Raw genomic sequence first — 24,523 nt, forward strand, 5'->3', positions numbered from 1 at the left:
ATGCAGTCACTAGATCAACACCGAGCGGACGTTCTCGCTTTAGCGCCGGAGCGAGAGTTGATCTGGAAACAGCGTTACTACGGACTACATTGAGTACAAGTCATGCGGACTAAAGCATGAAGGTCGAGTACAAGCCAAATCCGCAGACGATGAGTAGCGCCCAGCCGATGAATTGGAAGAAGACGGGTGTTTCGGCTTTTTGAATGCGATTGTGGAGCTTTTGCCCGAAGACGTGACCAATCAAGGCGCAAGGCAGTAACCAAAGTTGATGGATGAGTTGTAGGTCGATGTCGGCGATGAGGAAGGACGCCATTTTGATCATCACCAGAATAAACCAGAGTACAAACAAGGTATCGCGCAGTTGATGGCGCGGTACTTTGGTGGCGAAGACGGAGACGATAAGCGGTGCGCCGATTAAGGAAGTGCCACTTACGTAGCCGCCAAGCATAAGAAAGATGGTGTCGAGGATTTTGTTGTTGGTATAAAACGGTTTATTCAATATGTAAGACACGGCAAAAATGGCGACGATGACAAATATTACGCCAGTGACTATGTTGCCCGGTAAGGTTAATAAACCAAATACGCCGATCAGTTTCGGCACTATCATGATGCCGAGGGCTTTCTTTAAATAACCCCAAGCGATGTTGCCTTGTGCTTCTTGTGGCGCTTCGCCTTGTTCTGCTGCGAGTATGGCTTGTTGTTTGGTGGCTCTTGATCCTTGCCAAGCAATCCAGCTGGAAAACACTAAAAGATGAATAGAAATGATTGGCAAAAATAGCAGCGGATCATTTTTTACTAACAAAAGAAAGGGTAAAGCCAGTACTGCCCCACCAAATCCTAAGCCACTGCGAACAAAGCCGCTCCATATAAAAATGGCGCCAATTAAGGCGTATTGCCACCAGAATAAGTTTTCCATGTTGATCCTTGTTTAGAGCTGGTCTGTCGTTATTCGAGCGTTAGTGTAACCAAATTTTCCCTTTTAGACTCTTGCTTTTGAGGTTAAGGGCTTGGGTGAAACCAAGTTTGTTGGTGAAGGAATTTAGTCAGTTCATCTTTTAATAGTTTGGCTCTGGCCGACAAGCTGCGTCGATAAGGCCAGACTAAAAAAATCTCTCTACTTTGACCGCGCCATTCAGGCAATACCCGAATAAGTTCACCAGTTTCAAGGGCGCCATGCACCATGCTCATGGGCATTAAGGCAATTCCAGCGCCCGCTTTGGTAAGATTGAGCGTGATAGTCATGTCATTACTAATATGCCGGTGCTCTTTGTTTAGCGGGCGCTGATTTTCTTGATTATGAATCAGTAACCAATCGGCAAACATGTTGGACGCAATGCTCGGCGCATGTTGTAAGTCTTCTATCGTTTTAGGCAGTGGGAATGCCATGTTAGGCGATGCGACTAGAATAGGCTCAATGTGACCTAATTTCTTTTGAATCAATGATGAGCTGGGTTGATTCCCCGAGCGCAAGGCAATGTCGGCGCGGGTGTCTCTGATATCTTGCAGTGTGTTGCTCAGTTCGATGTTTAGTTCGATGTCTGGGTACAGTTGAACAAAACCTTGCCAAAATGCGTCTAGAGGTCCGCTGCCCAAATTTACCGGAGCAAGTACTTTCAAATCACCTTTTAGACTGTTTAGGGTTTGGTCTAGATTGGATATACGCTGATCTAACGCATCGATGAATTCCGCGCATTCGCGATAGTAGCTTTCTCCCACTGGTGTGAGTGTTAGTCCTTTTGTTGAACGATGTAGTAACTCACAGCCAAGTTTTTGCTCAAGAGCGCTGATACGGCGAGATACCGTAGCTATTGTCATATCAAGATGTTGAGCGGCGGCAGTCAGACTATTTTTATTGGCAGCAGTAATAAAAATCTTTAGATCATCAAGCATTTTGCAATTTCGTAAATTTGATTTTAAAAAATCAGTATATTTACAAATATTGTTGTTTGCTAGTATGTGTTCAGAGTTTGAGTCGTTTACTTACGTCTGGGGCACTCTATTTATAGAGAAGACGGTAAGTTCATTAGGAGAGAAAAATGAAACACAGAATTATTTTTGCCGTATTAATGTCGTTTACCTTGTCGTTGTTGATGTCCGCATGGATTACGTATCTGAATATTGGGTTACATCCAAATTTCGTCTCTTTCTGGATGGGAGCTTGGATATTAGCTTGGCCTGCTGCGGGTATTATTTCTTTTATCGCAGGGCCATTCTTACATGGTTTAGCGCATAAGATTGCCGCAAAAATTTAGCCTATTGTTACTAAACTGTATTAGAAATGAAAAACCCGCTGCGCAGCGGGTTTTGTGTTTTTAACATCACTAACGTTGTGTTCGTCGTTTATTTACTGGGTTTTTCATCCCAAACACTAAGGTCGATATCGTCACGAACTTCTGGGTAATCGTCTGAATTGAACACTGGCGTGTGGGTTTTTAATTGCGTGAAATAGTCCTTGGTTAATTTCACTACCAAACCAGATAACATCATGATCGCAATCAGGTTAATAGTTGCCATTAGACCCATCGCTGCATCAGCCGCATTGAATACCATCGCCACACTTTCATAAGCGCCCCAAGGGATCATGCCAAGCGCCAAGATGCGTAGAATGAAAATCCCTGGTTTATTCGCCCATTTTAGGTAAGTTAGCGCATTTTCTGCATAACTGTAGTTACCGATAATGGAAGTGAAAGCGAAGAAGAAAATCGCAATAGCAACAAAGTAATGACCCGCACTACCGATGTGAGTCGTTAGCGCCGTTTGCGTTAAGGCAATGCCTGTTTGACCGTTACCCAATGCACCAGATAATAGAATCATCAAGGCCGTTGCAGTACAAATCAGCAGTGTATCAATGAAAACACCTAATGATTGAACCATGCCTTGGGATGCTGGGTGATGAGGGTTTGGCGTAGCAACCGCTGCAATATTTGGCGCAGAACCCATACCCGCTTCGTTGGAAAACAAACCACGTTTTACACCGTTTAGCATGGCACCTAAAACGCCGCCTGCTGCTTGCTCGATACCAAATGCGCTCTTAAAGATTAACGCGAATGCCGCTGGTACCTCAGAGATATTGGCGAAGATCACATACAAAGCTAGCAATAGATATAAAACGGCCATGAATGGCACAACGATTTCAGCAAAACGTGCGATTTTTTTGATACCACCGAAGATAACAATTGCTGCTAGCAGCATGATCACGATGCCAGTCACACTGGTGTCGATACCAAATGCGCCTTCCATTGCACCAGCAATCGAGTTGGCTTGCACCGCATTGAATACCAAACCAAACGCCAAGATAAGCGCAAGCGAAAATACCGCACCAGCCCAAGGTGCTTTTAAGCCTTTACTGATGTAAAACGCTGGGCCGCCACGCAATTGGCCATTTTGATCGCGCATTTTGTAGAGCTGAGCCAAGGTGCTTTCAGCGTAGGCGGTTGCCATACCGATAATTGCCACCACCCACATCCAAAAAATAGCCCCTGGGCCACCTAAATATAATGCGACAGCAACACCTGTCATGTTGCCTGTTCCTACTCGAGAAGCGAGGCTAGTACATAGTGCTTGGAAAGGAGAGATACCGCCACGATCCGATTGTGGGGCTTTAAGAACAGTTCGGATGAATTCTGGAAAACGACGGACCTGAATAAAACCTAGACGTAAAGTGAAATATACGCCTACGGCTAGTAGTCCATAGATGAGGATATACCCCCAGAAAATAGTATTTAAAAAGTCTATGATGGCTGCCATGTAGGGCACTCCCTTTATTCGATAGGATTATCGTTTTATTGTTCGTGGGTTGAATATTAGAAGTGCTTTTTTGGGTAAAAAAGGCACTCTAAGAAACGCGCAGAAGCTTAAAAAAGTGTGCAAGGGTAGCGATTTTATGGAAAACCGCAAGAAAAAAACCACTTTCACGCACATAAAAAGTGCATAAAAGTGGTTTGGTTTTGTTAGTTTTTTGCTTTTGGAACGAGTTGTCTAAGTAGGTATGTCCTTGATTTAACGATAAATAACTTTTTATTTTTTACTTAGCTGAAGTCCATTTTCGTGAGGTCAAAGAGTGCATGTAATAGGTGCACTATTGGGCGTTTGGTGTCGTAGGTTTTGGGTAATCTTTGTTCTGGATCGGATCTTGCTCAACTTCCCCCCAATGTCTTTCTAACGGCATAACGCCCGCCCACACTGGCCAGTCGCTATCGGCTGGATCATCGACAGGAGGCTCAGCTCGGAATTTGACCGAGGCTTCGTCTATTTTGATACGCACGACTCCCGTCGCTTTGATCTCTTGCTCGTTGACGGGACGTAACGTTTCCCAGCGACCTGGGCTGATTTTATCTAGGAAAAGTTTGAATTGACGCACTTTTTCTTCTTTGTCTTCGACCAGCTCTGGTACGCCAAATAAGGTTACGGAACGATAATTTACTGAATGGTGAAATGCCGAGCGCGCCATTACCAAACCATCTAGCTGCGATATATTAATGCAGACCTTTTCAGCTGCATCAATGGGACCTTTGATGTTGCGCGCCTTAGAATGCCCATGCCAATACAAATAGTCGCCGTCACGCCAATGGCACGTTGGTGTAACGAAGACTTGGCCATCTTTAGTTTGTCCTACATGGCACATTAATGCTGCATCAATAATCTCTAGAGCTAAGTCTTTGTCGTAGGACGCGCGGTTCGGCCCTCTTTTTACTTTACTTAATGTCGTTTCTTCTAGTGATTGGCTCATACATTCTCTCCTTGTGTCTCAATGGGGGGTTGGCTATAACAAGACTTTAGATAAAACTGGCTTCTATAAAAATAGCCAGAATTAAGATAAAAAAGCAGGCCAGATGTGAAGCACACAATTACTAGTTTACGTTTCTCTTTAGAGGACGGTGCACCTTATTACCAACAATTGATTGATCAAATTCAACAAGGCATTGTGTCGGGTGAATTATCAGTTGGCGACAAACTACCCTCCTCACGTTTTTTGGCTGGCTCATTGGGTGTTTCTCGAAGTACCACGTCGCGGGCTTATGATCAGTTAATTGCCGAAGGTATTTTAACTAGCGAAGAAAAGCGTGGTGTTTTTGTTGCTGCTTTGCCTATGGTGAGGCATCGCTCGACGAAAAAACCTAGTTCGGACTTTCTATCTCACAATGAAACGCTTCCAAAGTGGGCGTTTGATGCCGGTGCTGATATGTCGGTTTTTCCCACTAAAGAATGGGCTGCGAGTATGCGTCGCAGCTGGCTCACGCCAGATTTAACTGTGTTAGAAGGTGGGTATATAACGGGTTATCCCGACTTAAAAACCGCGATCGTTGACTATTTGTATCGTGTTCGTGGTCTTGAATGCTCGGCAGAGCAAATTATTGTTACGGCTGGCAGTCGGGATTCGCTGCTTTTATTGCAGCATGCAATCACTTCCATAGGTGATTCCGAATATTCGCCAATGAAATGGTGGTTAGAAGAACCTACTTATCCGCCAATTCGTGAAGTAATTCCTTCTTATGCCAAAGCTGGTGGACTTTGCGTTGACGAGGACGGACCTTGTTTACCAAATAGTGAACATGCTTCAAATGTGGCGATTATAACACCTAACCGACAATACCCGCTTGGTATGAGCATTAGTACGGCACGACGACAGCAATGGCTGCAAGCGTTGCAGAATGATTCACCAAGCTGGTGGTTGGTGGAAGACGATTACGACAACGAGTTTGTTTATCAGGGGCGAAGTAATGTGCCTTTTATGCAAACGGCGAGCGTGCACGATCAAACCCGAGATCAAGTTTTCTTTGTAGGGAGTTTTTCTAAGGTATTGTTTCGTGGTTTACGGCTTGGCTTTATCGTCGCGCCGATGAAGCATATTGCGACATTACAAAAAAGTCAGCGAGTGTTGGGGTCATCTGCATCCTTGCCAATACAGCCTGTCGTGGCAGATTTTATGCTTCAAGGTCATTTTGATCGTCATGTGAATCGAATGCGCCGGCATTATCGGCTCAAGCGAGACTTTTTATTGGCGTTATTAGATCAGCATTTGGCTCCTTGGTTTGACTGGAAAAAGCCTCGTGGTGGAATGCATGTATTGATAGCATTAAAACCAGATTGCCTTTTTACGATGGAAGTGGATGTCGCTCTAGATCAACAGATTGCTCAAGAGCTTATTGATAGCGATGGAGTATGCCTTTCTCCCTTGTCCGTGCATTATGCAAATAACCTGGGCGAGAAAAGCCAATTTGGCTTTTTATTAGGTTTTAGTGGGCCTAGTGAAGAAACAATGGTGCATATTATTGTCGCATTGAAGCATTGGTTTGTGAAAAAACTGGAGTAAAGTAAGATTTACATACTGTAAGGAAATCGTCTTATAAGGGCGTTACTCTTGGGGTGAAGGGTAAATATTAGGGATTTCCTTACACTTAGAATGTGAATTTTTATAAAAAGACAGTGAAGCAAAGAGGAACAAAGGCTAAACTACGCTTTGTGTGGTTGCTTAAATTTTGCTATATTTCGCCCACGTAAATTCGTATGAAGCGAGTAAAAACGGTATTTTCACTTTTGTTTTTATGAATCGGATGAATAAATTGAACAATTTTCAAGACATTTTGCGTCATTGCATGCATTCTATATCCAGCGTCTTGGCGGAAACCTTACGCGTTGCTGTTGCTGTGTCTTGCTTGTTTGTTAGTTTTTTTGTACTTATTACCATTCTTTCCTCTGTTGATAGCCTAAGTGTTATCAGTATCGACCCTATTATTAAAGCGGGGCTACTTCTTAGCGTCGTTTTTACCACCCTATTATTGGTTAGTTATTGGTCCGTTATGACCAATATCAACCCTGCTCGCCAGAAACTGGCCTTCTCTTTGTTTCATGTGTTTGCTCCTAATGAGCAAGCTAGTCGTGCTGAGGCGCGATGCATGATGAGTTGTGGAGCTCCCTTTTTCAGATTTAGGTGATCCAAAAGAATCATTACTGCGTTAATGTCATTAATGCAGTAATGATTTTTACACTGTTTTTACAGTGCGGTGATCTTTACTGAAATACCCGGCATTTGCCGGATTTTCGTTCTGTTGCTTGATGTTCAAGTGGCAGTTTTGTGAACCTCGGGGTTAGAGGATGATTCTCTTGTTAACTCGTATCCTAAGTAAAGTCGCTTTGGCGCTAATGGTGGGCTTGCTCGCCGGTTGTCAGGGTGGTGTGCTCGATCCTAAAGGGCAAGTAGGTATTGAAGAGAAGCAACTAATTATTGTTGCTACTTTGTTGATGCTGCTTGTTGTAATTCCTGTCATCTTCATGACACTGTATTTCGCTTGGAAATACCGTGAAGGTCGTGACGAGATCTACGAACCAAAATGGTCGCACTCCACAAAAATTGAAACCATTGTTTGGGCTATCCCAATTATCATTGTCATCATTCTTGGCGTGATCACTTGGAAATCAACTCATGCACTGGATCCTTACAAGCCGTTGAAATCGGATAAAGATCATATCAACGTTCAGGTCGTTTCGATGAACTGGAAATGGTTGTTTATCTATCCGGATCTTGGCATTGCTTCAGTCAACGAACTGCGATTCCCAGAAAACGTGCCTGTTGCTTTCCAACTTTCATCTGAAGGCATAATGAACTCGTTCTTCATTCCTCAATTGGGTAGCCAAATTTACTCAATGGCAGGCATGGTGACTAAGCTTCACTTGATCGCGAATGAACCTGGTACTTTTGATGGTTACTCTGCGAACTACAGTGGCGCTGGCTTCACTAATATGAAGTTCAAAGCTATTGCGACAGAAACGCAAGCCGATTTTGATGCTTGGGTTGCAGGCGTGAAAGCGGAGTCCATTGCTGGATCAATTAACAATGGCATATTGGATCAAGCTTCATACGATGCCCTTGCTGAATATGATGCAGACCCTCATCACAAACATGAGGCAACGCCAGTTCAGTATTACGGCTCAATTAAACCGGGCATTTTCATGGATAACGTTATGAAATTCATGAAAGACCACGGCAAAGTTGAACTGTTAAAAGGCACAACATTTGATTCTCAAATGATCCATGATAATTCAGCTCACGGTGAAATGAATCACGGCGAAATGGAAATGAACCATGAATCGTCTGAACACACATCGGATGATATGCACATGGAGGCAGACAAATAATGTCTATTCTAGGTAAATTATCTTTAGATGCTATTCCGTTCCATGAACCAATTCTGATAGCGACGTTTAGTGTTATTGCAATCGGTGTATTGGTACTTGCTTTCTTGCTTATCAAGTACAACTTACTTGGTACTCTTTGGAAAGATTGGCTTACATCGATAGACCATAAACGCCTCGGTGTCATGTATATAGTGCTTGCACTTATCATGTTACTTCGTGGTTTTGCTGACGCAGTCATGATGCGTTTGCAGCTTGCGCTAGCTACTAATGGTGATCCGGGTTATCTACCTCCGCATCACTATGACCAAGTCTTTACGGCTCACGGCGTTATCATGATCATCTTTATGGCGATGCCATTCATGATTGGTTTGATGAACATCGTTGTTCCGCTGCAGATTGGTGCTCGTGACGTTGCGTTCCCGTTCCTAAACAACCTTAGCTTCTGGCTAACGGCTGGTGGTGCGGTTCTAATCAACATTTCCCTGTTCGTAGGTGAATTTGCTAAGACTGGGTGGGTGGCTTATCCGCCGCTGGCTGGCTTGCAGTTCAGTCCGGATGTCGGGGTTGATTATTACATATGGGCGCTACAGATATCCGGTATAGGGACGACATTAACCGCTGTTAACTTCTTGGCAACAGTGTTTAAAATGCGTGCTCCTGGCATGAAATTGATGGATATGCCGATCTTCACTTGGACCTGTACTTGGGCCAACATATTGATCGCTGCATCATTCCCAATTTTGACTGCTGTACTAGCGATGTTGACACTTGACCGTTACTTAGACTTCCACTTCTTTACGAATGATGGCGGCGGTAACTCAATGATGTATATCAACTTGTTCTGGGCATGGGGTCACCCTGAGGTGTACATCCTTATACTGCCTGCATTTGGTATCTTCTCTGAAGTCGTGTCTACCTTTACAGGCAAGCGTTTGTTCGGCTACAAATCTATGGTTTGGGCGACTGCATCGATTTCCATTCTTGGTTTCATCGTATGGTTGCACCATTTCTTTACCATGGGGTCCAGTGCCAACGTTAATGCCTTCTTTGGTATCATGACGATGATTATCGCAGTGCCGACGGGTGTGAAACTATTTAACTGGTTGTTCACTATGTACCGTGGTCGCCTTCGCGTGACGGTACCGGTTCTTTGGACACTTGGTTTCATGGTGACTTTCACTATCGGTGGTATGACAGGTGTACTACTAGCAGTACCTGGTGCTGACTATGTATTGCATAATAGCTTGTTCTTGATTGCTCATTTCCATAACGTAATTATTGGTGGTGCGGTATTTGGTTACCTTGCCGGTTTTGCTTTCTGGTTTCCGAAAGTGATGGGCTTCCACCTTAACGTTAAGTTGGGTAAAGCGGCTTTCTGGTGCTGGTTAGTTGGCTTCTTGTTGGCCTTTATGCCTTTGTACGTTCTAGGCTTCTTGGGCATGACTCGCCGTCTAAACCATACAGACAATCCTGATTGGAACATCTGGTTGTATATCGCTTTGGTGGGTGCATTCATCATCATGGCCGGTATTATTTGCCAGTTGCTACAACTATATGTCAGCTTCCGTGACCGTAATCAAAACTTGGATACTACTGGTGATCCATGGAATGGTCATACGCTTGAGTGGTCTACGGCTTCTCCACCTCAGTATTACAACTTTGCTGAAATTCCAACCGTTTCTGATATCGATGCGTTTACCGATATGAAAGAAAAAGGTGAAGCTTACGTTCGTAAAGATAGCTATGCGCCAATTCATATGCCTAAAAATACGGCGTCTGGTATGGCAATCGCAGGCTGTATTACGGTAATGGGCTTTGCGTTGATTTGGCACATTTGGTGGTTAGCGGCGCTTGGTTTGATTGGTGGTTTTGTATCCCTTGTACTTCGTGCTTACACCAAAGACGTTGATTACTATGTTCAACCAGATGAAGTAGCTCGTATCGAGAACGCGCATCTAGATAACGTGGCTAAGGGGTAATCATGAGTACTACACATATGAATACGCATGATGCTCACGACGAGCATCACGACCACGATCCAGCACCGCATAACGTGTTTGGTTTCTGGTTATACCTAATGACGGACTGTTTGTTATTCGCATCCGTCTTCGCTACCTACGCTGTGCTCTTTATGAACACAGCAGGTGGTGTGTCAGGTAAAGATATTTTCGAATTGGATTTCGTTTTAGTTGAAACTGCAGCGCTACTTCTTTCAAGTATCACTTACGGTTTCGCAATGATCTGCGCGCACAAAAAAGATAAAAAAGGCACCCTTTCTTGGTTGTCTGTTACGTTTCTTTTGGGTGCCGTGTTCATTGGTATGGAAGTCTACGAATTCCATCACCTAATCGTTCATGGTAATGGTCCTCAAACCAGTGCGTTCTTGTCTGCCTTCTTTGCCCTTGTGGGTACTCACGGCTTACACGTAACAGCAGGTTTGATCTGGATGGCTATCCTGATGATTGAGTTGATAGTATCTGGTTTTGGTAGCCGTACTGTGACTCGCTTAAGCTGCTTAAGCTTGTTCTGGCACTTCCTAGACGTTGTCTGGATCTGTGTTTTCACCGTTGTTTATCTGATGGGAGCGATCTAATGAGCGATCATTCTTCTGAAGCGAATTCACACGGTAGCGTAAAGTCATACCTAACAGGATTTATCTGGTCAGTAATTTTGACTGGTATTCCGTTCTGGATGGTAATGACAGAAGCGTTCGATAAGGGACCAACTTATATAGCTATCGTATTGTTAGCTATTGTGCAGATTTTTGTTCACTTGAAGTATTTCCTTCATTTGAACTTCTCTGAGCAAGGTAAGTTGGATACTTATTCATTCATTTTTGCTGCTGTGATTATTGTGATGGTTGTCGGGTTGTCCGTATGGATTATCTACGCTTCCAACGCAATGATGATGTAAGCAGAGTTATTTGATGATTATGCGGACTTCTTTCATTATAAGTGATACGTGTCCGATGGGAGCCTATAAAGATGTTTAAGCGTTATCTACAGGTCACAAAGCCTGGCATCATTATGGGCAACCTCATCTCTGTTGCGGGGGGCTTCTTTTTGGCCTCTCGTGGCGAGATTGACTGGATTCTTATGCTAGCGACAGTGGTTGGCTTGTCGTTGGTGGTTGCTTCTGGCTGTGCCATTAACAACTATATTGATAGAGATATTGATGCAAAAATGCAGCGCACACGTAATCGTGTGACGGTGAATGGTGAGATGTCAGGTAAAGCGGCGTTTTTCCACGGTATTGTGTTAGGTGTTATTGGTTTTGCTTTGCTGTCATATTTCACTAATTGGGTTGCGGTCGCCTTTGCCGTATTTGGTTACGTGGTTTATGTCGGTTTATACACTATGTATTTCAAGCGCAAGTCCGTATATGGGACTTTTGTTGGTAGTTTATCTGGTGCTGTTCCACCGGTTGTGGGGTATTGCGCCGCAGCAGGTCAGTTCGATGCTGGTGCCGCTATCTTGCTTACTATGTTTTGTATTTGGCAAATGCCACACTCTTATGCAATCGCTATTTTTCGCTATAAAGATTACGAAGCGGCAGGGATTCCTGTCTTGCCTGTGTCACAAGGTATCGCGAAAGCAAAACGCCATATAATTCTACATATTGCTGCCTTTGCAGTAGTCGCAGCACTTTTACCGCTGACTGGCTATGTTGGAATTGGTTTTATGGTTGTTGCTCTGGCTACCAGTCTTTGGTGGCTTGCTATGGCGTTACGAGGCTACCGTCCGGGTATTGATGTGAATGGTTGGGCGCGACAAGTGTTCTTCTTCTCTATCATCACGGTAACGGCTCTTAGTGTGACCATGGCATTGGATTTTAATGAAGTTTCACCCAATTTATTGGTGTTTGCTGCCCATTAATCCATGCTTTACAAAACGGGCTTTCTGAGCCCGTTTTTTATTTCCTTTCTGTTTAGCTCGATAACTTTCTATTTATCTCATTATTCGTTATTTTGAATGCTTGCCCGTTGAATCCCATAGCAAAAGAGCATTCCCAACATTGCCTCAGTCATTGTCTTTAAAGCTGCTGCCATCGTTTGGATAATTTTTTGATTTGACACCAAAAATCAAACAGGATGATGTGAATGAAAACGCTTTTAACCTATCTGACGCCGATTTTTGTACTTTTCTTTTTCGGTAGCAGCAGCGCCTACGCTGTCAATTGTAAGGCGTTAGCCCAAAAAGCACCTGAAGGTGTAGTAATTAAAACCACGATGATGGGTCGAGATAAAGAGGTTAGAAGTACCTATTGCTTGGTTTCGGGTGTCATGTCACAACGTATGGGGGTTGATAGTAAGTTTTATTCGATTCAATTTGAGCTACGGTTACCTAACTTTTGGCAAGGGCGTTTTGGATATCAGTTTAATGGCGGAAATGATGGTGAGGTTAAGCCTGCGTTAGGTGCGATAACGGGACTTCTTAGTTCTCAGTATGCGATCAACCAAGGCTTCGCAGTGGTTTCAAGTAATGGCGGTCACGATGCTCAAGCCAATCCAGAAGCTGGTTTAGCAGGTCCTGCGATATTTGGTCATGATCCTGAAGCGCGCCGTGATTATGGCTATGGTGCGGTACAAAAGTTAAATCCTGTTGCTCGTTCTTTGATTGAAAATTATTACGAGTCACCTATTAAATATTCATATGGTTTTGGCCAGTCAAATGGTGGGCGAATGGCAATGGTCGCCGCGTCGCGCTTCCCAGATATGTTTGATGGTTTATTAGTGGGTTATCCAGGCTTTAATTTACCTAGAGCTGCGTTACAGCATGCTTGGGACATTCAGGCGTTGCATCGAGTAAACGATGATATTAGCCAATCGTTAACGCCACGTGATTTAAAAGTATTTGCAAAACGTATCTTGGATCAATGCGATACTTTAGACGGTATTAGCGATGACATGATATTTGCAGCTGACGCTTGCCAAAAAGTCTTTAATCCCAAAGCGCTCGTTTGTAAAAGTAATTTTGATCGCGACTGTTTGCCGTTAAACAAAGTCGCTGCTCTGATGCGTATGCAAATGGGACCACATGATTCAAAGAATCAAGCTTTATACACTGACTGGGCCTATGATACGGGGATTAGCTCTGATAACTGGCGCATGTGGAAAGTTGAAAGCACGATTTCAGATTGGAGTAATAAGCCTATAAGTGTCGTGATGGGGGCTGCTTCATTAGCGCATATTTTCACCACGCCTTTTTCCAATGTTGCAGGTGATATTTACTCATTAGAAAATTATCTGCTTAAGTTCGATTTTGATAAAGACGCGCCCAAAATCTATGCGACGAATAATCAATTCAAAGAATCCGCGATGACGACAATGACAACACCAGATGCCGCTAAACCTAAATTAACTGAGTTTAAGCAGCATGGTGGGAAGATGATTATTTTCCATGGCAATAGCGACCCTGTTTTTTCTGTGAAAGACACCATGCGTTGGTATGATTTTCTTAATTTCACGCTTGAAGGCAGAGCATCAGAGTTTGTGCGTTTATATCGTGTTCCTGGTATGCCTCACGGACAAGGTGGACCATCAACAGATCAATTCGATATGCTGCAGCCATTGATTTCATGGGTAGAGAAAAAGAAAGTCCCCCAAAGTATTGTCGCTGCTACTCGCGCGAAAAACCCAGAAATTACGGCTCGTATGGTGGATATGCAGCGCCCATTGTGCCCTTATCCATCTTACGCAAAATACAATAAGGGCGATTTTCTTAAGGCTAGCTCTTTTCAATGTGTGGTCGCTAAATAGTCTTGCTGACTTAGCGGCCACCACCGACGTCAATAAAGCCTCCAGTTGAATAGCTGGATTTGTCGCTGAGTAACCAGAGGATCGCTTCTGCGACTTCTTCTGGTTGTCCACCACGTTGTAGCGGCAAGTTAGGCCCAATACGATCCACTCGCCCCGCTTCGCCTCCATCAGCGTGCATATCAGTATAAATCAAACCAGGGCGAACCACGTTAACGCGAATGCCGTCACCAGCCACCTCTAAGGCAAAGCCTTTTGAGAAAGAGTCAACAGCGCCTTTGCTTGCTGCATAATCTACATACTCATTTGGCGAACCATAAACAGAGGCTAGAGAGGATACGTTCACGATAGCACCACCTTGGCCGCCACGGCTCAGCGCCATGTCTTGGAAGGCTTCTTGACAGCATTGCATGGTGCCAAAAACATTGGTTTGAAAGATGCGTTGCCAGCGTTTGGGTTTGGTATCAACAAACCGAGCCTGTTGATCTAAAACACCGGCACTATTAACCAGAGCTTTAATGGGTCCCCAGTTACGTCTAATGGTGGCAAACATCTCGACGACTTGTTCTGTGTCGCTTATGTCCGCTTGTACACAATGTGCTAGTCCACCAGATGCGATGATGTCAGCGGCGACATTTTCTGCAGAAGCCGCATCTTTTCGGTAGTTGATAATCACTTTATAGCCCTGTTGAGAAGCAAGCTTCGCCGTCGCTGCACCAATACCTCTCCCGCCACCAGTAATCAAAAGTATAGGTAATTTCAAATCACTCTCCTTGATGTTTTATTTACGCCTAACATTAACGTGCCCATTTGACTAAAACCAGTTTTTCATCCTTCTTACATTAAGAATTTATGATCGATTATTCTTCATAAATTGAGGAAGTATTAGGCATTTTTATAGGGCCTGATTGAATATAGTAAGTAATATATATAATAATTATTAGATATTAAATTTGGTGATTTGAATGCAAACGAACAATATCGGTTTTCTCTTAACAGACGTCATTCGTCTGATGCGTAGGGAATATTCCAAAGGCAGTTTAGATATGACACTGATGCAAGCGAGAGCACTGGTATACGTCTCTCATTGTGAAGGTGTTCGTCAGGTGCAATTGGCTGAAATGATGGATATTCAGCCCATTACGCTGGCCCGATTGATAGATCAGCTGGCAGAAGACAAGTTAGTCGAGCGTCGACCTGATCCGAAAGATCGTCGTGCTTACGGATTATATTTAATGGAGAAGTCGACACCATTATTAGAAGAAATTGATATTGAAGTTAAACGAGTTCGTGAGAAAGCGTTGCAAGGCTTAACCGAAGAGCAAATAGATGTTTTTCAAAATGCACTCTCTGTGATGCATGCAAATTTATCAACCGACACGTCATTATAGAATTTACTTGGGGAAATACCGTAAATGAGTGAACAAGAAAACAACCCATCAGTGTCAAAACAAGTAGAGAAACGAACCACTCGCCGTGTTTTATTGATCGTCTTGCCATTGGTGGTGGCTTTAGCATCGGTCATTGTTTATATGAAAGGTGGACGTTATGTTGAAACAGACAATGCGTATATTCAGTCAGATATGACGACGATTAATGCGGAAGTATCTGGTGCGATTAAGTCTATTTCTGTCAAAGAAAATCAAAAAGTTTCAGAAGGTCAGCTTCTATTTAGCATTGATGCCACACCGTTTAAAGTGGCTGAAGCCAAAGCAACGGCTCAATTACAGCAAGTTCGACTAAATATTCTAGAGCAAAAAGCTGCTTACGAAGAGAAAAAGGCCGAAATTAAACAGGCCGAAAACCAGTTTGCTTTTAACCAGCGCGAAGAAAAACGTCAGGCAAATTTACTGAAACAGAAATTCATTTCAGACACTCAATTTGACCAAGCCAAACAAGCTGCTGAAGTCAGCGAGTTAAACGTTGCGACATTGAAAAAAGATTTGTTCCGTTTGAAAGAAGCGCTAGGCGGAGATCCAAGCGCTCCATTAGAAGATCATCCTAGTTATCAAGCGGCTCAAGCGGCATTAGATCAAGCGCGTATAGATCTTGGCCATATTGACGTCAGAGCACCGGCATCTGGTGTAGTTGCAAAAGTCCCACACAATGGTGAGTACGTGACGGCAGGTTCAACCTCTATGGTATTGGTGTCTGATGAGAAACAGTGGGTTGAAGCCAACTTCACCGAAAAAGATCTGACCTATGTTCAGCCTGGCCAAGATGTTGAAATCGAAGTTGATGCTTATCCTGGAGTATCTTTGCATGGCAAAGTTGAAAGTATTAGCCCTGCGACAGGCTCTGAATTCTCTGTTATTCCTGCGGAAAACGCGACAGGAAATTGGGTGAAAATCGCTCAGCGTTTATCTGTGAAAATTCTTGTCGATACGGATCAAAACTCGCCAACTCTACGTACAGGTTTTAGTTCAAATGTCACAATAGACACAGAACATCAGCGCCGTTTATTCGGTTTAGCTTTGTGAGGCGATAGAGATGGCTCTTACGCAAAGCCTAAAAACGGAGGACGCTGGCACTAACCGCATTATGATCACGATATCTGTGATGTTAGCGACCATCATGCAGGCGTTAGACACGACTATTGCCAACGTGGCGTTGCCGCATATGAAAGGCGCCATGGGAACCACCCAAGATCAGATTTCTTGGGTGCTGACGTCTTATATTGTTGCCGCGGCAATTTGTATGCCGCTGACGGGGATTTTGTCCGCAAAAATTGGCCGTAAACGTTTGTTTATGTGGTCAATAGTAGGCTTCACTGTATCGTCTATTTTATGTGGTGCGGCGCAGTCGTTAGATCAGATCGTATTGTTCCGTTTGCTGCAAGGTGTGTTTGGTGCGAGCTTGGTGCCGTTATCTCAATCTGTATTGCTTGATACTTACCCGAAAGAAAAACATGGTTCAGCAATGGCCATGTGGGGCGTTGGTGTGATGGTTGGGCCAATTTTAGGGCCTTATCTTGGTGGCTTGCTGACCGAATATTATAGCTGGCGTTGGGTGTTTTATATCAATGTGCCATTTGGCATTATCGCTTGGCTTGGCTTGGCTGGCTTCTTAGAAGAATCAAAGCTCGATAAGAAACGCAGTTTTGATATGTATGGCTTTGTTCTACTCGGTGTTGCTATTGGTAGCTTACAAATGATGCTAGACCGAGGCGAATCGCAGAACTGGTTTGCGAGTTTAGAGGTGACGATAGAAGGTTTGTTAACTGTCGTTTGTGGCTCTATGTTCTTAGTGCATATTTTCACTCATAGTCATCCCTTTATCGATCCGAAAATGTTTCGTGATAGGAACTTCAGTGTCGGCATGGTGTTCATTTTCATAGTTGGCATTATTTTGTTGTCATCCATGGCATTACTACCGCCGTTTATGAGTTCATTAATGGGGTATCCGGTTGTTGATATTGGGGCGATTTTGGCTCCGCGAGGTTTTGGCACCATGGCCGCGATGATCATAGTGGGACGATTGGCAAATAAAATTGATGCTCGATTGTTTATCACATTGGGCTTGGTGCTGATCACTTACTCAATGTGGGAAATGACCCTGTTTACTACTGAAGTAACAGCATGGGACATTATTCGAACGGGTATGGTTCAGGGCACAGGCTTAGGGTTTATTTTTGTGCCTTTATCTACCATTAGTTTTGCAACTTTGGATCCTAAATACCGCAATGAAGGGACGTCTATGTTTAGCTTGCTGAGAAACATCGGAAGTAGTATTGGTATTTCGGTGGTAACGACTTACTTGGCGCAGCGAACACAGATAAACCATGCAGCGTTTGCGGATTATATTAATCCATTTAATCTTGGCTTACAGATTGCTCAAGAACAGGGGGCTTATAATACGACAACGGCAGCGGGGCTTACGGCACTAAACCAAGTGGTGACTGGGCAAGCTGCAACCTTGGCGTATTTACAAGATTTTCGTTTGATGATGTGGGTGACCGTAGCTGCTTTGCCTTTGGTGCTTTTGTTGAAAGGAAAGTCGAAACAATCTAGAGCATAAAAAGCATTAAGGTTCAGATATAAATTGTGAAAGTCCTGATTTTTCAGGGCTTTTTTGTATCTTTATACATTGTTATTGCTGCGTTCTTATCGACCAATGAATACATAAGCTAGTACTGTCTAAAGCCACACGTTATCATGCGTGTTATCTGGATATTTGATTTACCTAGTTTTGCTTGGAGGTTGCTATGAGCGCATTAGATCGACACTTTATTTTGGGCTATGGCAGCCTAATTAATGGTGAAAGCCGTGCGAAAACTGGCGAAACAGGCAAAGTTTGGCCTGTTAAGTTACATGGATTCGAGCGTCATTGGTCGGTAATGTCAGTTGAGTATGGTATGAGCTCTGTTGCTGTGATCCATGCTCCTGAGAAAGCCTGCAATGGTGTTTTAGTTGAAGTGCCTTATGATCAATTTCCTTTATTTGATGAACGGGAAAAAGGTTACCAACGAGCAATGATCGAAGTTAAGCAATTAACTACGTATCAAGATCATCCTTTGCCAGAAGGCACTTATTGGATTTATCACACGGATGATGTGACTGAACCACACGATGAGTGTCCTATTGCACTAAGTTACCTAGATGTTATTTTGTCTGGTTGCTTAGAACATGGTGATGATTTTGCGCAAGACTTTCTAACCTTAACCAAAGGCTGGGCATCGCCTTTGTTGAATGATCGAAGAGCACCGCGTTATCCGCGAGTGCAACCAGAACTTCCTACTGAGCGTTTGAATACTTTATTAGCGCCTGTAACCACCTTATCTATTAAAGAGCTATCTGTAACTTATGAATCTTAACTCGACGAGCCAATTATTGGTGCGCAACGAAGAAGAATTGGTCGGCAAAATTTTATTTGCTAACCCTGAAGACACTTATCCACTTGATTTAAGCAGAAAAGCGGATGTGTATGCTTGGTGCCAATCTAAAACCTTTTATGATGCTTTGTTTCGAGTCGGCTTTGCAGATGAAAAGCTTTTCTTGTCTGAACAATGGGCGCTAGAAAACGGTAATGACTTTGATCACATTGTGATCTATCAGCCTAAAGCCAAAGAGTTGTTGGATTATTTGCTTGCGTCAGTTTTGCCTCTTCTAAAAGATGGCGGTCAAATTTGGCTGGTGGGAGACAACAAAAGTGGGGTTAAATCCTCTATGAAGCGCCTAGAAGCGGGATTGGATGAAGTAGGTAAGCGAGATGGTGCTAAGCACTGTTTGCTTTATACAGGCTACAAACGCCGTCCTGCTAAGCCCTTTGTATTCGAAGATTGGATTATGACCTGGAAACAGGAAATTGCAGGACAAACGTTGACTTTGTGTAGCTTGCCTGGCGTTTTTGGTCACGGCAAATTAGATAAAGGCACTGACATCTTATTAAACCAGCTTAATCAGCATCGCTTTATGAGCGACGTTGCCAGCGCACGTATTCTCGACTTTGGTTGTGGTGACGGCATCATCGCTCTTTGGTTGCACAACAAAACTGGCGCGCGCATCACTGCTTTGGATGATAGCGTATTGGCGTTAAAAGCAACGGAATTAACTTTCGCTGCGAATCAAGTCAGCGACGCGGTGACTTTAATTGCTTCTAATGGCTTAGATGAAGTGAAAGGTCGCTTTAACTATGTTGTCACCAATCCACCATTCCACAGTGGTGTGAACACCGACTACAGCATTGCCGAAAGCTTCTTTATGACGGTTAAACAACATCTTACCTTGAACGGTGAGTTATTTGTTGTTGCCAACGACTTCTTGCGTTACCCACCAATCTTAGACGCGGCGCTGGGTTCTCATACTCGTCTGTATCGAGATAAAGGCTTTGCGATTTATCACGGTCGCCAACCGAAGAAAAAATAACGTTATAAGCTTTTGCACAACAAAAAAATACTCAATGCCCATTTGAGAAAATGGGCATTTTTTGTTTTTGCACTTTAAAACGATTTTTGTATCAAGCCCCAATCAATAAGCGGCTTTTAGAACCAAATAAGCGTTTCAATTTGCCGATTAACCATACCGATCCATAGAACTGAAAAATAAACAAAAACACCGATGAGATAAGGCTGTAGGCCATGGTGGTATTGGGTTCGATATAGCCAGCATTGAGTAATATATATTTAGTATTTCCCCATATCATACTGAGTAAGGGGTGTAAGAAGAAAATCGCGAAACTAATGGAAGCGAGCATTATCAAATGTTTGCCAAGCGCAGGCCAAACGAGATGAGAGCAAAATCCGACAAATAATACGCATAGACCCATTTTTTGAATGAACTGCAAATCGATACCGGCCCACTCAAAAGCCGCTTTGTGATAGCCACCGGCATGGAATAAAACGCTAGACTGCAACCAAACCGTGACAACTACCGCGACAATAGCCACGCCTAAAAAGTATCGGTAATGCTGTTTCATCCAGGCAAGATACTGAGAATACAACATACCGAATAAATAAAAGGGTGTGAAATACACAACAGACTGCAGCACATTGATGTTGCCATCTGGTCGATGAATAACGACGGCAGTGAGTGAAAATAATGCCAAGATAGACAATTGAGTCAATAATGGCAGTTTTAAATAACGAAAATGCAGCCCAGAACAAAGAAAGGTCGCCATAATAAAAGGGATGTACCAATGGGGAAACAGCACAAAACCTTGCTGCAAAACCTCCCAGCACATCGACAGAGCTTCCGTCACACTGGCGTGATCAACGAATAGAAAAACGAAGAAATTGACCACAATTGCAAATGCTGAAACAGACAAGAATGGCACTAATACGTTCTGTACTTTCTTTGACATAAATTTTTTATAATCAAAGCGTTGGGCAAAGATGTGATGAAAGAAAAAACCAGAAATAAACACAAAAACGCCTGTGCCACCACGAATTATATTTTCTAGCCAAACAGGGAAACCATCATTGGTATTGGTGACAGAATGCCCAAGCACAATTAACACAATGGCCAATCCGCGCAGATAATCAAATTCTATGATCCGAGCCGATTTTTTTGCTTTGGCTGGACTTGATTCATCAACCGAAGGCTTCTTGGAAACCTCGATGTTCATCAGTGTAGGTTTTTGGGTAATGTTCACTGGCTTACATCCATGAAAATGAGAGATACAAGCTATTAAGTCGCCAGTTTTGTTTCTAATCAATATAGACTGTAGACAGAACCTAAAATTTTACGTTAATCATGCATTTTCGACGATATTCTTACAGGTTTAGCGACATATATAGGTAAATGCTTGCCAATCTGCTAAAGTCGCGGCTTACTCTTATTTATGCCCCCTAACACTAGGAAATCATTTTGAACAACAACGATATTTTACGCCGTCTTCGCTACACTTTTGATTTAAAAGAGCTCTCTATTGTAGAAATCTTTGCTGCAGCCGATGGCATTGCATCGCAAGAGCAAGTTACTAGCTGGCTAAAGAAAGAAGACGATGCAGGTTATGTTGAAATGATTGATGTGGAAATGGCGACATTTCTTAATGGCTTTATCAATACCAAGCGTGGTAAACGCGAAGGTCCACAACCTGAGCCTGAAAAGCGCTTAACCAATAACGCTATCTTCATGAAATTACGTATCGCCTTGAACCTACAAGCTGAAGAAATTCTCGACATCATGTCTCTAGCGGAATTTAACTTAAGCAAGCATGAGCTAAGCTCTTTCTTCCGCAAACCAGATAACCGTCACTACTGTGAATGCAAAGACCAAATTTTACGTAATTTCTTGATGGGGCTGCAGAAACAGTTTCGAGTGTAATTTGTAGGTTATTACGTACTTCGCTGCTTCAATAAAAAAAGCCGCTGCCGAATAGGTAGCGGCTTTTTTTATTGCTATTTCACCCAGTGTACAAAGATTGCACTATGTGGCTATTTCATTGAGCTTCGCTTTGCGATATTGGCTTCCCATAATAAATATAAATGATAAAAACAGGGTGGTATCAATATGCTAATCAAAAATAAAGTCGCGCAAGCTGTTATCGTTGCAAGCCTTTCTTCTCAAGGGTTTGCCGTAGAGTTAGGTGATTTTAATGGCACTCAATTTAGCGTAGGTGGTTATCTTAAAGCTGAAGGTGTATTTAGTAATCCAGATGAAGGCAGCAGCACTTTTGACGGTAGTGCTCGTCAGTCTCGTGTCAATTTCACAGCAAGCCGTACAGTAGAAGACCACAAAATACGTGGTTTTATAGAAGCTGACTTCTGGGATAACAACACGACAGCCACTGATAGTACTTATGCCTATCGGTTACGTCATGCGACCATTACGGTAGATAACCTAACCGTTGGTCAAACATGGAACGGACAGTTCTTTGCTAATGCGCCATTCGATACGGAAATGATTAATCTTTGGGGCTTAGGTATAGGTACTATTGCGGGTAATGGTGCAGTTGTCAGACCTGATCTTGTTGTACATTACGCGACAAAAGACTTTCGCCTGACCTTTCAAGACCCTGTTTACAGTGATGCAAGCTATCCAGATATGGTTGCGGCGTTTACTCACCGCACAGAGAGTGGCCATGCTTTCAATATTGCCGTTACAGGTCGTGATGTAGATATGACGCCTTCAGACACAACGGACAACGATTCTAAGTTTGGTGCTGCCTTGTCTTTAGCGGCAAAACTTAATTTTGGTGACACGAGTTTATCGCTTAGCGGTTTTACTGGTAAAGGTGCAGGCGTATACGCGGGCTGGGGTTACTTAGGGGCGACTGGTGCGTCCGGCGTGACGGAAGTTGACGGACAAGGGGATTTGGTAACGTTAACAGGTTTCACTGCGGGGATTGGCCATAAGTTAAGCGAGAAGGTGCGAGTCAATTTGCGCTATGGTCAGGTTACCTCTGATGAAGTCTCATCAACGCTTACAGATGACACACTTAAACTCACCCTTGCTAATGTTATTTACACCTATGTGCCTGGGTTAGAGTTCGGTTTGGAATTACGTGATCAGAATATGCCTAACCGACCATCTTCAGCGGTTGGAACGTCATCTCGCCCTGCTGGACAGCAAGTTGAAGTGATGGCGATGTACAAGTTTTAAAGAGTACTGACCAGAGCAAACCGGGCTTTACCCTTTTATCCGGTTTGCTCTTTTTATCTTCATCAATACGATAAATCACGCAATGTCTGTGAAGGCAGTTCTCCTATTTGTTCGCGGTATTGAGCCGAGAATCTTCCCAAATTAGTAAAGCCGTATTTCAATGCGACTTGAGTCACATTTTTAATTCGCTCATTGTTCTTTAGTTCCGAATGTACGCTTTCTAGTTTGAGACGGCGAACGTAAGCTGAAGGAGTCAGTCCTGTCTCTCGCTCAAACAAGTTATAAAGTGATTTGCGACTAATTTGACACAGGTTCGCTAGCTCATCGATCGTTATATCGGTTGTAATATTGTCCAATACATAATTACGAATACGTTCTATATGGCGGTGTAATGACTCATTAGAAAGAGAGCTTTGGCGAACATTACTATTGAACATATTAAGAATGGCGCTGTTTAAGAGTCGGCAGTAATAAACTCGTGCGCGTTCGTTCAGTTCTTTTTTGTCTTGCTGCAATATATCATTTAGCAAATTAAACAAAGGCCCAGCGAGTGGGAATTGGCTTACCTTAGCATCAAACTGAATTGGATTGATGGAAGATAAATAGCCAAATTCGCGCGCTGTTTGATGTAGAAAATCCGTAGGAATCCTCACGATTAACTTTTTACAGCCTGCTGAATCATTGGATATCAAATGGGCTTTAGGCATAACCAAAGTGGAATCGCCAGCCTTCAGTACGCGCTTTCTATCATGAGATTGTTCGACACTGTGGCCAGCTGAAATGACGTTCAGAAAATAAGCGTTAGCGACTTGGGAGGAGTTTACATGTACGGGAACGCCCGCTGCATATTCTAAAATAGAAAGCGGTCCAAATTCTTTAAACCTCAACGTGGCAAGTTTCTCTTGAGATGCTTGTTGAATAAAATGATGCTCTCCAAAACCCTTATCCAATAAAATGCCAGCAAGAGTTTGTGCTGAAGCGTCTACAACCTGAAGGTCGCAGGCAGAAAAATTAAACTTCATATTTACACCAGTGCATTAATTATTTTTATAAGTCAGCAATCTAGGTAAAACTTTAAATTCGTTTTACAGCGACTATAAAGTGTAATGCTTGATGCTTTGACTTAGTCATCCAATTTTGAGGTTAGTGCATCAATTATTGATATAGTAAACAGTATTTTTATAAACAATGTTGTTTACTCTGATAAATCCGCAAACACACAGTCTATAAGAGGAGGAATTAATATGATCGCGAGGGAGTGGAAAGCCCGTTGCCCAATGTCTAAAAAAGAAGGATTCATCACCTACTTATATGAAACAGGAGTGAAAGATACATCTGCTACCGAAGGGTTCAAAGGGGCTCAAATTTTTGGGCGAGAAGTTGATGAGCTAACGTTCGAGGTGACTCTGATTACTTATTGGCCGACACGCGAGTCGATTGTGGCGTTCGCTGGTCAGGATATTGAAGTAGCTAAACTTTATCCTGAAGATGATGAATATGAGCTAGATCCAGATACCTTTGTTCGTCATTACGATGTGATAGAAAATCATTGGGTTTAATCTGGATCATAATGACTACCAATGGCGAAATT

24 protein-coding genes are annotated in these 24,523 nt (G+C 43.2%); 17 read left to right on the top strand and 7 right to left on the bottom strand.

Going from position 1 to position 24,523, the window contains the following annotated elements; genetic code table 11:
- Positions 1–109: 109 nt before the first annotated feature.
- Positions 110–916, bottom strand: coding sequence for a TSUP family transporter (locus CYL31_RS00955; RefSeq protein WP_212917142.1), 807 nt, complete (start codon positions 914–916; stop codon positions 110–112).
- An 83-nt stretch (positions 917–999) separates the two neighbouring features.
- Positions 1,000–1,890: a LysR family transcriptional regulator gene (locus tag CYL31_RS00960; RefSeq protein ID WP_212917143.1), complete on the bottom strand. Its 891-nt coding sequence runs from the start codon at positions 1,888–1,890 to the stop codon at positions 1,000–1,002.
- A gap of 146 nt (positions 1,891–2,036) precedes the next feature.
- Here CYL31_RS00960 and CYL31_RS00965 point away from each other — a divergent pair, with 146 nt between their 5' ends.
- The gene (locus CYL31_RS00965; protein WP_212917144.1) at positions 2,037–2,252 is read left to right on the top strand and encodes a DUF2798 domain-containing protein; all 216 of its coding nucleotides are present in this window, start codon (positions 2,037–2,039) and stop codon (positions 2,250–2,252) included.
- An 88-nt stretch (positions 2,253–2,340) separates the two neighbouring features.
- Here CYL31_RS00965 and CYL31_RS00970 read toward each other — a convergent pair whose 3' ends face one another.
- Entirely contained in the window at positions 2,341–3,747 is a 1,407-nt protein-coding gene (locus tag CYL31_RS00970) for an alanine/glycine:cation symporter family protein (protein ID WP_212917145.1), read from the bottom strand.
- A 331-nt stretch (positions 3,748–4,078) separates the two neighbouring features.
- Complete coding sequence (locus tag CYL31_RS00975; RefSeq protein WP_212917146.1) at positions 4,079–4,729, bottom strand: pyridoxamine 5'-phosphate oxidase family protein; 651 nt, start codon at positions 4,727–4,729, stop codon at positions 4,079–4,081.
- Between the two features lie 105 nt (positions 4,730–4,834).
- On the opposite strand from CYL31_RS00975, the gene pdxR reads away from it, so the two are divergent.
- From pdxR to CYL31_RS01015, 8 genes are all read left to right on the top strand, one after another.
- Positions 4,835–6,313, top strand: coding sequence for a MocR-like pyridoxine biosynthesis transcription factor PdxR (gene pdxR / locus CYL31_RS00980; protein ID WP_212917147.1), 1,479 nt, complete (start codon positions 4,835–4,837; stop codon positions 6,311–6,313).
- A gap of 250 nt (positions 6,314–6,563) precedes the next feature.
- Complete coding sequence (locus tag CYL31_RS00985; RefSeq protein ID WP_212917148.1) at positions 6,564–6,935, top strand: hypothetical protein; 372 nt, start codon at positions 6,564–6,566, stop codon at positions 6,933–6,935.
- Between the two features lie 160 nt (positions 6,936–7,095).
- Complete coding sequence (cyoA, locus tag CYL31_RS00990; RefSeq protein WP_212917149.1) at positions 7,096–8,136, top strand: ubiquinol oxidase subunit II; 1,041 nt, start codon at positions 7,096–7,098, stop codon at positions 8,134–8,136.
- Complete coding sequence (gene cyoB, locus CYL31_RS00995; protein ID WP_212917150.1) at positions 8,136–10,115, top strand: cytochrome o ubiquinol oxidase subunit I; 1,980 nt, start codon at positions 8,136–8,138, stop codon at positions 10,113–10,115. The genes cyoA and cyoB overlap by 1 nt, the downstream gene beginning before the upstream one ends.
- Positions 10,116–10,117: 2 nt before the next feature.
- Positions 10,118–10,729 carry a cytochrome o ubiquinol oxidase subunit III gene (cyoC, locus tag CYL31_RS01000; protein ID WP_212917151.1) on the top strand — a complete coding sequence of 204 codons (612 nt, stop codon included), beginning with the start codon at positions 10,118–10,120 and terminating at the stop codon, positions 10,727–10,729.
- On the top strand, positions 10,729–11,049 hold the full coding sequence (gene cyoD / locus CYL31_RS01005; protein WP_212917152.1) for a cytochrome o ubiquinol oxidase subunit IV: 321 nt from the start codon (positions 10,729–10,731) through the stop codon (positions 11,047–11,049). Before cyoC ends, cyoD begins: the two co-directional genes overlap by 1 nt.
- Positions 11,050–11,120: 71 nt before the next feature.
- Complete coding sequence (gene cyoE / locus CYL31_RS01010; RefSeq protein ID WP_100186256.1) at positions 11,121–12,011, top strand: heme o synthase; 891 nt, start codon at positions 11,121–11,123, stop codon at positions 12,009–12,011.
- Positions 12,012–12,235: 224 nt separating this feature from the next.
- Entirely contained in the window at positions 12,236–13,894 is a 1,659-nt protein-coding gene (locus CYL31_RS01015) for a tannase/feruloyl esterase family alpha/beta hydrolase (protein ID WP_212917153.1), read from the top strand.
- Between the two features lie 10 nt (positions 13,895–13,904).
- On the opposite strand, the gene CYL31_RS01020 is transcribed toward CYL31_RS01015, so the two are convergent.
- Entirely contained in the window at positions 13,905–14,654 is a 750-nt protein-coding gene (locus CYL31_RS01020) for an SDR family oxidoreductase (protein ID WP_212917154.1), read from the bottom strand.
- A gap of 202 nt (positions 14,655–14,856) precedes the next feature.
- Here CYL31_RS01020 and CYL31_RS01025 point away from each other — a divergent pair, with 202 nt between their 5' ends.
- The 5 genes from CYL31_RS01025 (at position 14,857) to CYL31_RS01045 (ending at position 19,755) form a co-directional block, all read left to right on the top strand.
- Positions 14,857–15,282, top strand: a complete 426-nt coding sequence (locus CYL31_RS01025) for a MarR family winged helix-turn-helix transcriptional regulator (RefSeq protein WP_212917155.1) — start codon at positions 14,857–14,859, stop codon at positions 15,280–15,282.
- Between the two features lie 24 nt (positions 15,283–15,306).
- Positions 15,307–16,371 (top strand): HlyD family secretion protein, encoded by a 1,065-nt coding sequence (locus CYL31_RS01030; protein ID WP_212917156.1) that lies wholly within the window; start codon positions 15,307–15,309, stop codon positions 16,369–16,371.
- A gap of 10 nt (positions 16,372–16,381) precedes the next feature.
- On the top strand, positions 16,382–17,908 hold the full coding sequence (locus tag CYL31_RS01035; protein WP_212917157.1) for a DHA2 family efflux MFS transporter permease subunit: 1,527 nt from the start codon (positions 16,382–16,384) through the stop codon (positions 17,906–17,908).
- 187 nt (positions 17,909–18,095) lie between these two features.
- Complete coding sequence (locus CYL31_RS01040) at positions 18,096–18,704, top strand: gamma-glutamylcyclotransferase family protein (RefSeq protein WP_100636168.1); 609 nt, start codon at positions 18,096–18,098, stop codon at positions 18,702–18,704.
- On the top strand, positions 18,694–19,755 hold the full coding sequence (locus CYL31_RS01045) for a class I SAM-dependent methyltransferase (protein WP_212917158.1): 1,062 nt from the start codon (positions 18,694–18,696) through the stop codon (positions 19,753–19,755). The genes CYL31_RS01040 and CYL31_RS01045 overlap by 11 nt, the downstream gene beginning before the upstream one ends.
- A gap of 91 nt (positions 19,756–19,846) precedes the next feature.
- On the opposite strand, the gene CYL31_RS01050 is transcribed toward CYL31_RS01045, so the two are convergent.
- Positions 19,847–20,980 (bottom strand): acyltransferase family protein, encoded by a 1,134-nt coding sequence (locus tag CYL31_RS01050; protein ID WP_212917159.1) that lies wholly within the window; start codon positions 20,978–20,980, stop codon positions 19,847–19,849.
- Between the two features lie 215 nt (positions 20,981–21,195).
- On the opposite strand from CYL31_RS01050, the gene CYL31_RS01055 reads away from it, so the two are divergent.
- Positions 21,196–21,654, top strand: coding sequence for a YehS family protein (locus tag CYL31_RS01055; protein WP_212917160.1), 459 nt, complete (start codon positions 21,196–21,198; stop codon positions 21,652–21,654).
- A 186-nt stretch (positions 21,655–21,840) separates the two neighbouring features.
- On the top strand, positions 21,841–22,932 hold the full coding sequence (locus CYL31_RS01060) for a hypothetical protein (protein WP_212917161.1): 1,092 nt from the start codon (positions 21,841–21,843) through the stop codon (positions 22,930–22,932).
- Positions 22,933–22,994: 62 nt separating this feature from the next.
- Here CYL31_RS01060 and CYL31_RS01065 read toward each other — a convergent pair whose 3' ends face one another.
- On the bottom strand, positions 22,995–23,954 hold the full coding sequence (locus tag CYL31_RS01065; protein WP_212917162.1) for an AraC family transcriptional regulator: 960 nt from the start codon (positions 23,952–23,954) through the stop codon (positions 22,995–22,997).
- 222 nt (positions 23,955–24,176) lie between these two features.
- Here CYL31_RS01065 and CYL31_RS01070 point away from each other — a divergent pair, with 222 nt between their 5' ends.
- On the top strand, positions 24,177–24,491 hold the full coding sequence (locus CYL31_RS01070; protein WP_212917163.1) for an antibiotic biosynthesis monooxygenase: 315 nt from the start codon (positions 24,177–24,179) through the stop codon (positions 24,489–24,491).
- Positions 24,492–24,523 lie beyond the last annotated feature (32 nt).

Origin of the sequence: Marinomonas sp. A3A (assembly GCF_018336955.1) — a bacterium.
GTDB lineage: Bacteria > Pseudomonadota > Gammaproteobacteria > Pseudomonadales > Marinomonadaceae > Marinomonas > Marinomonas lutimaris.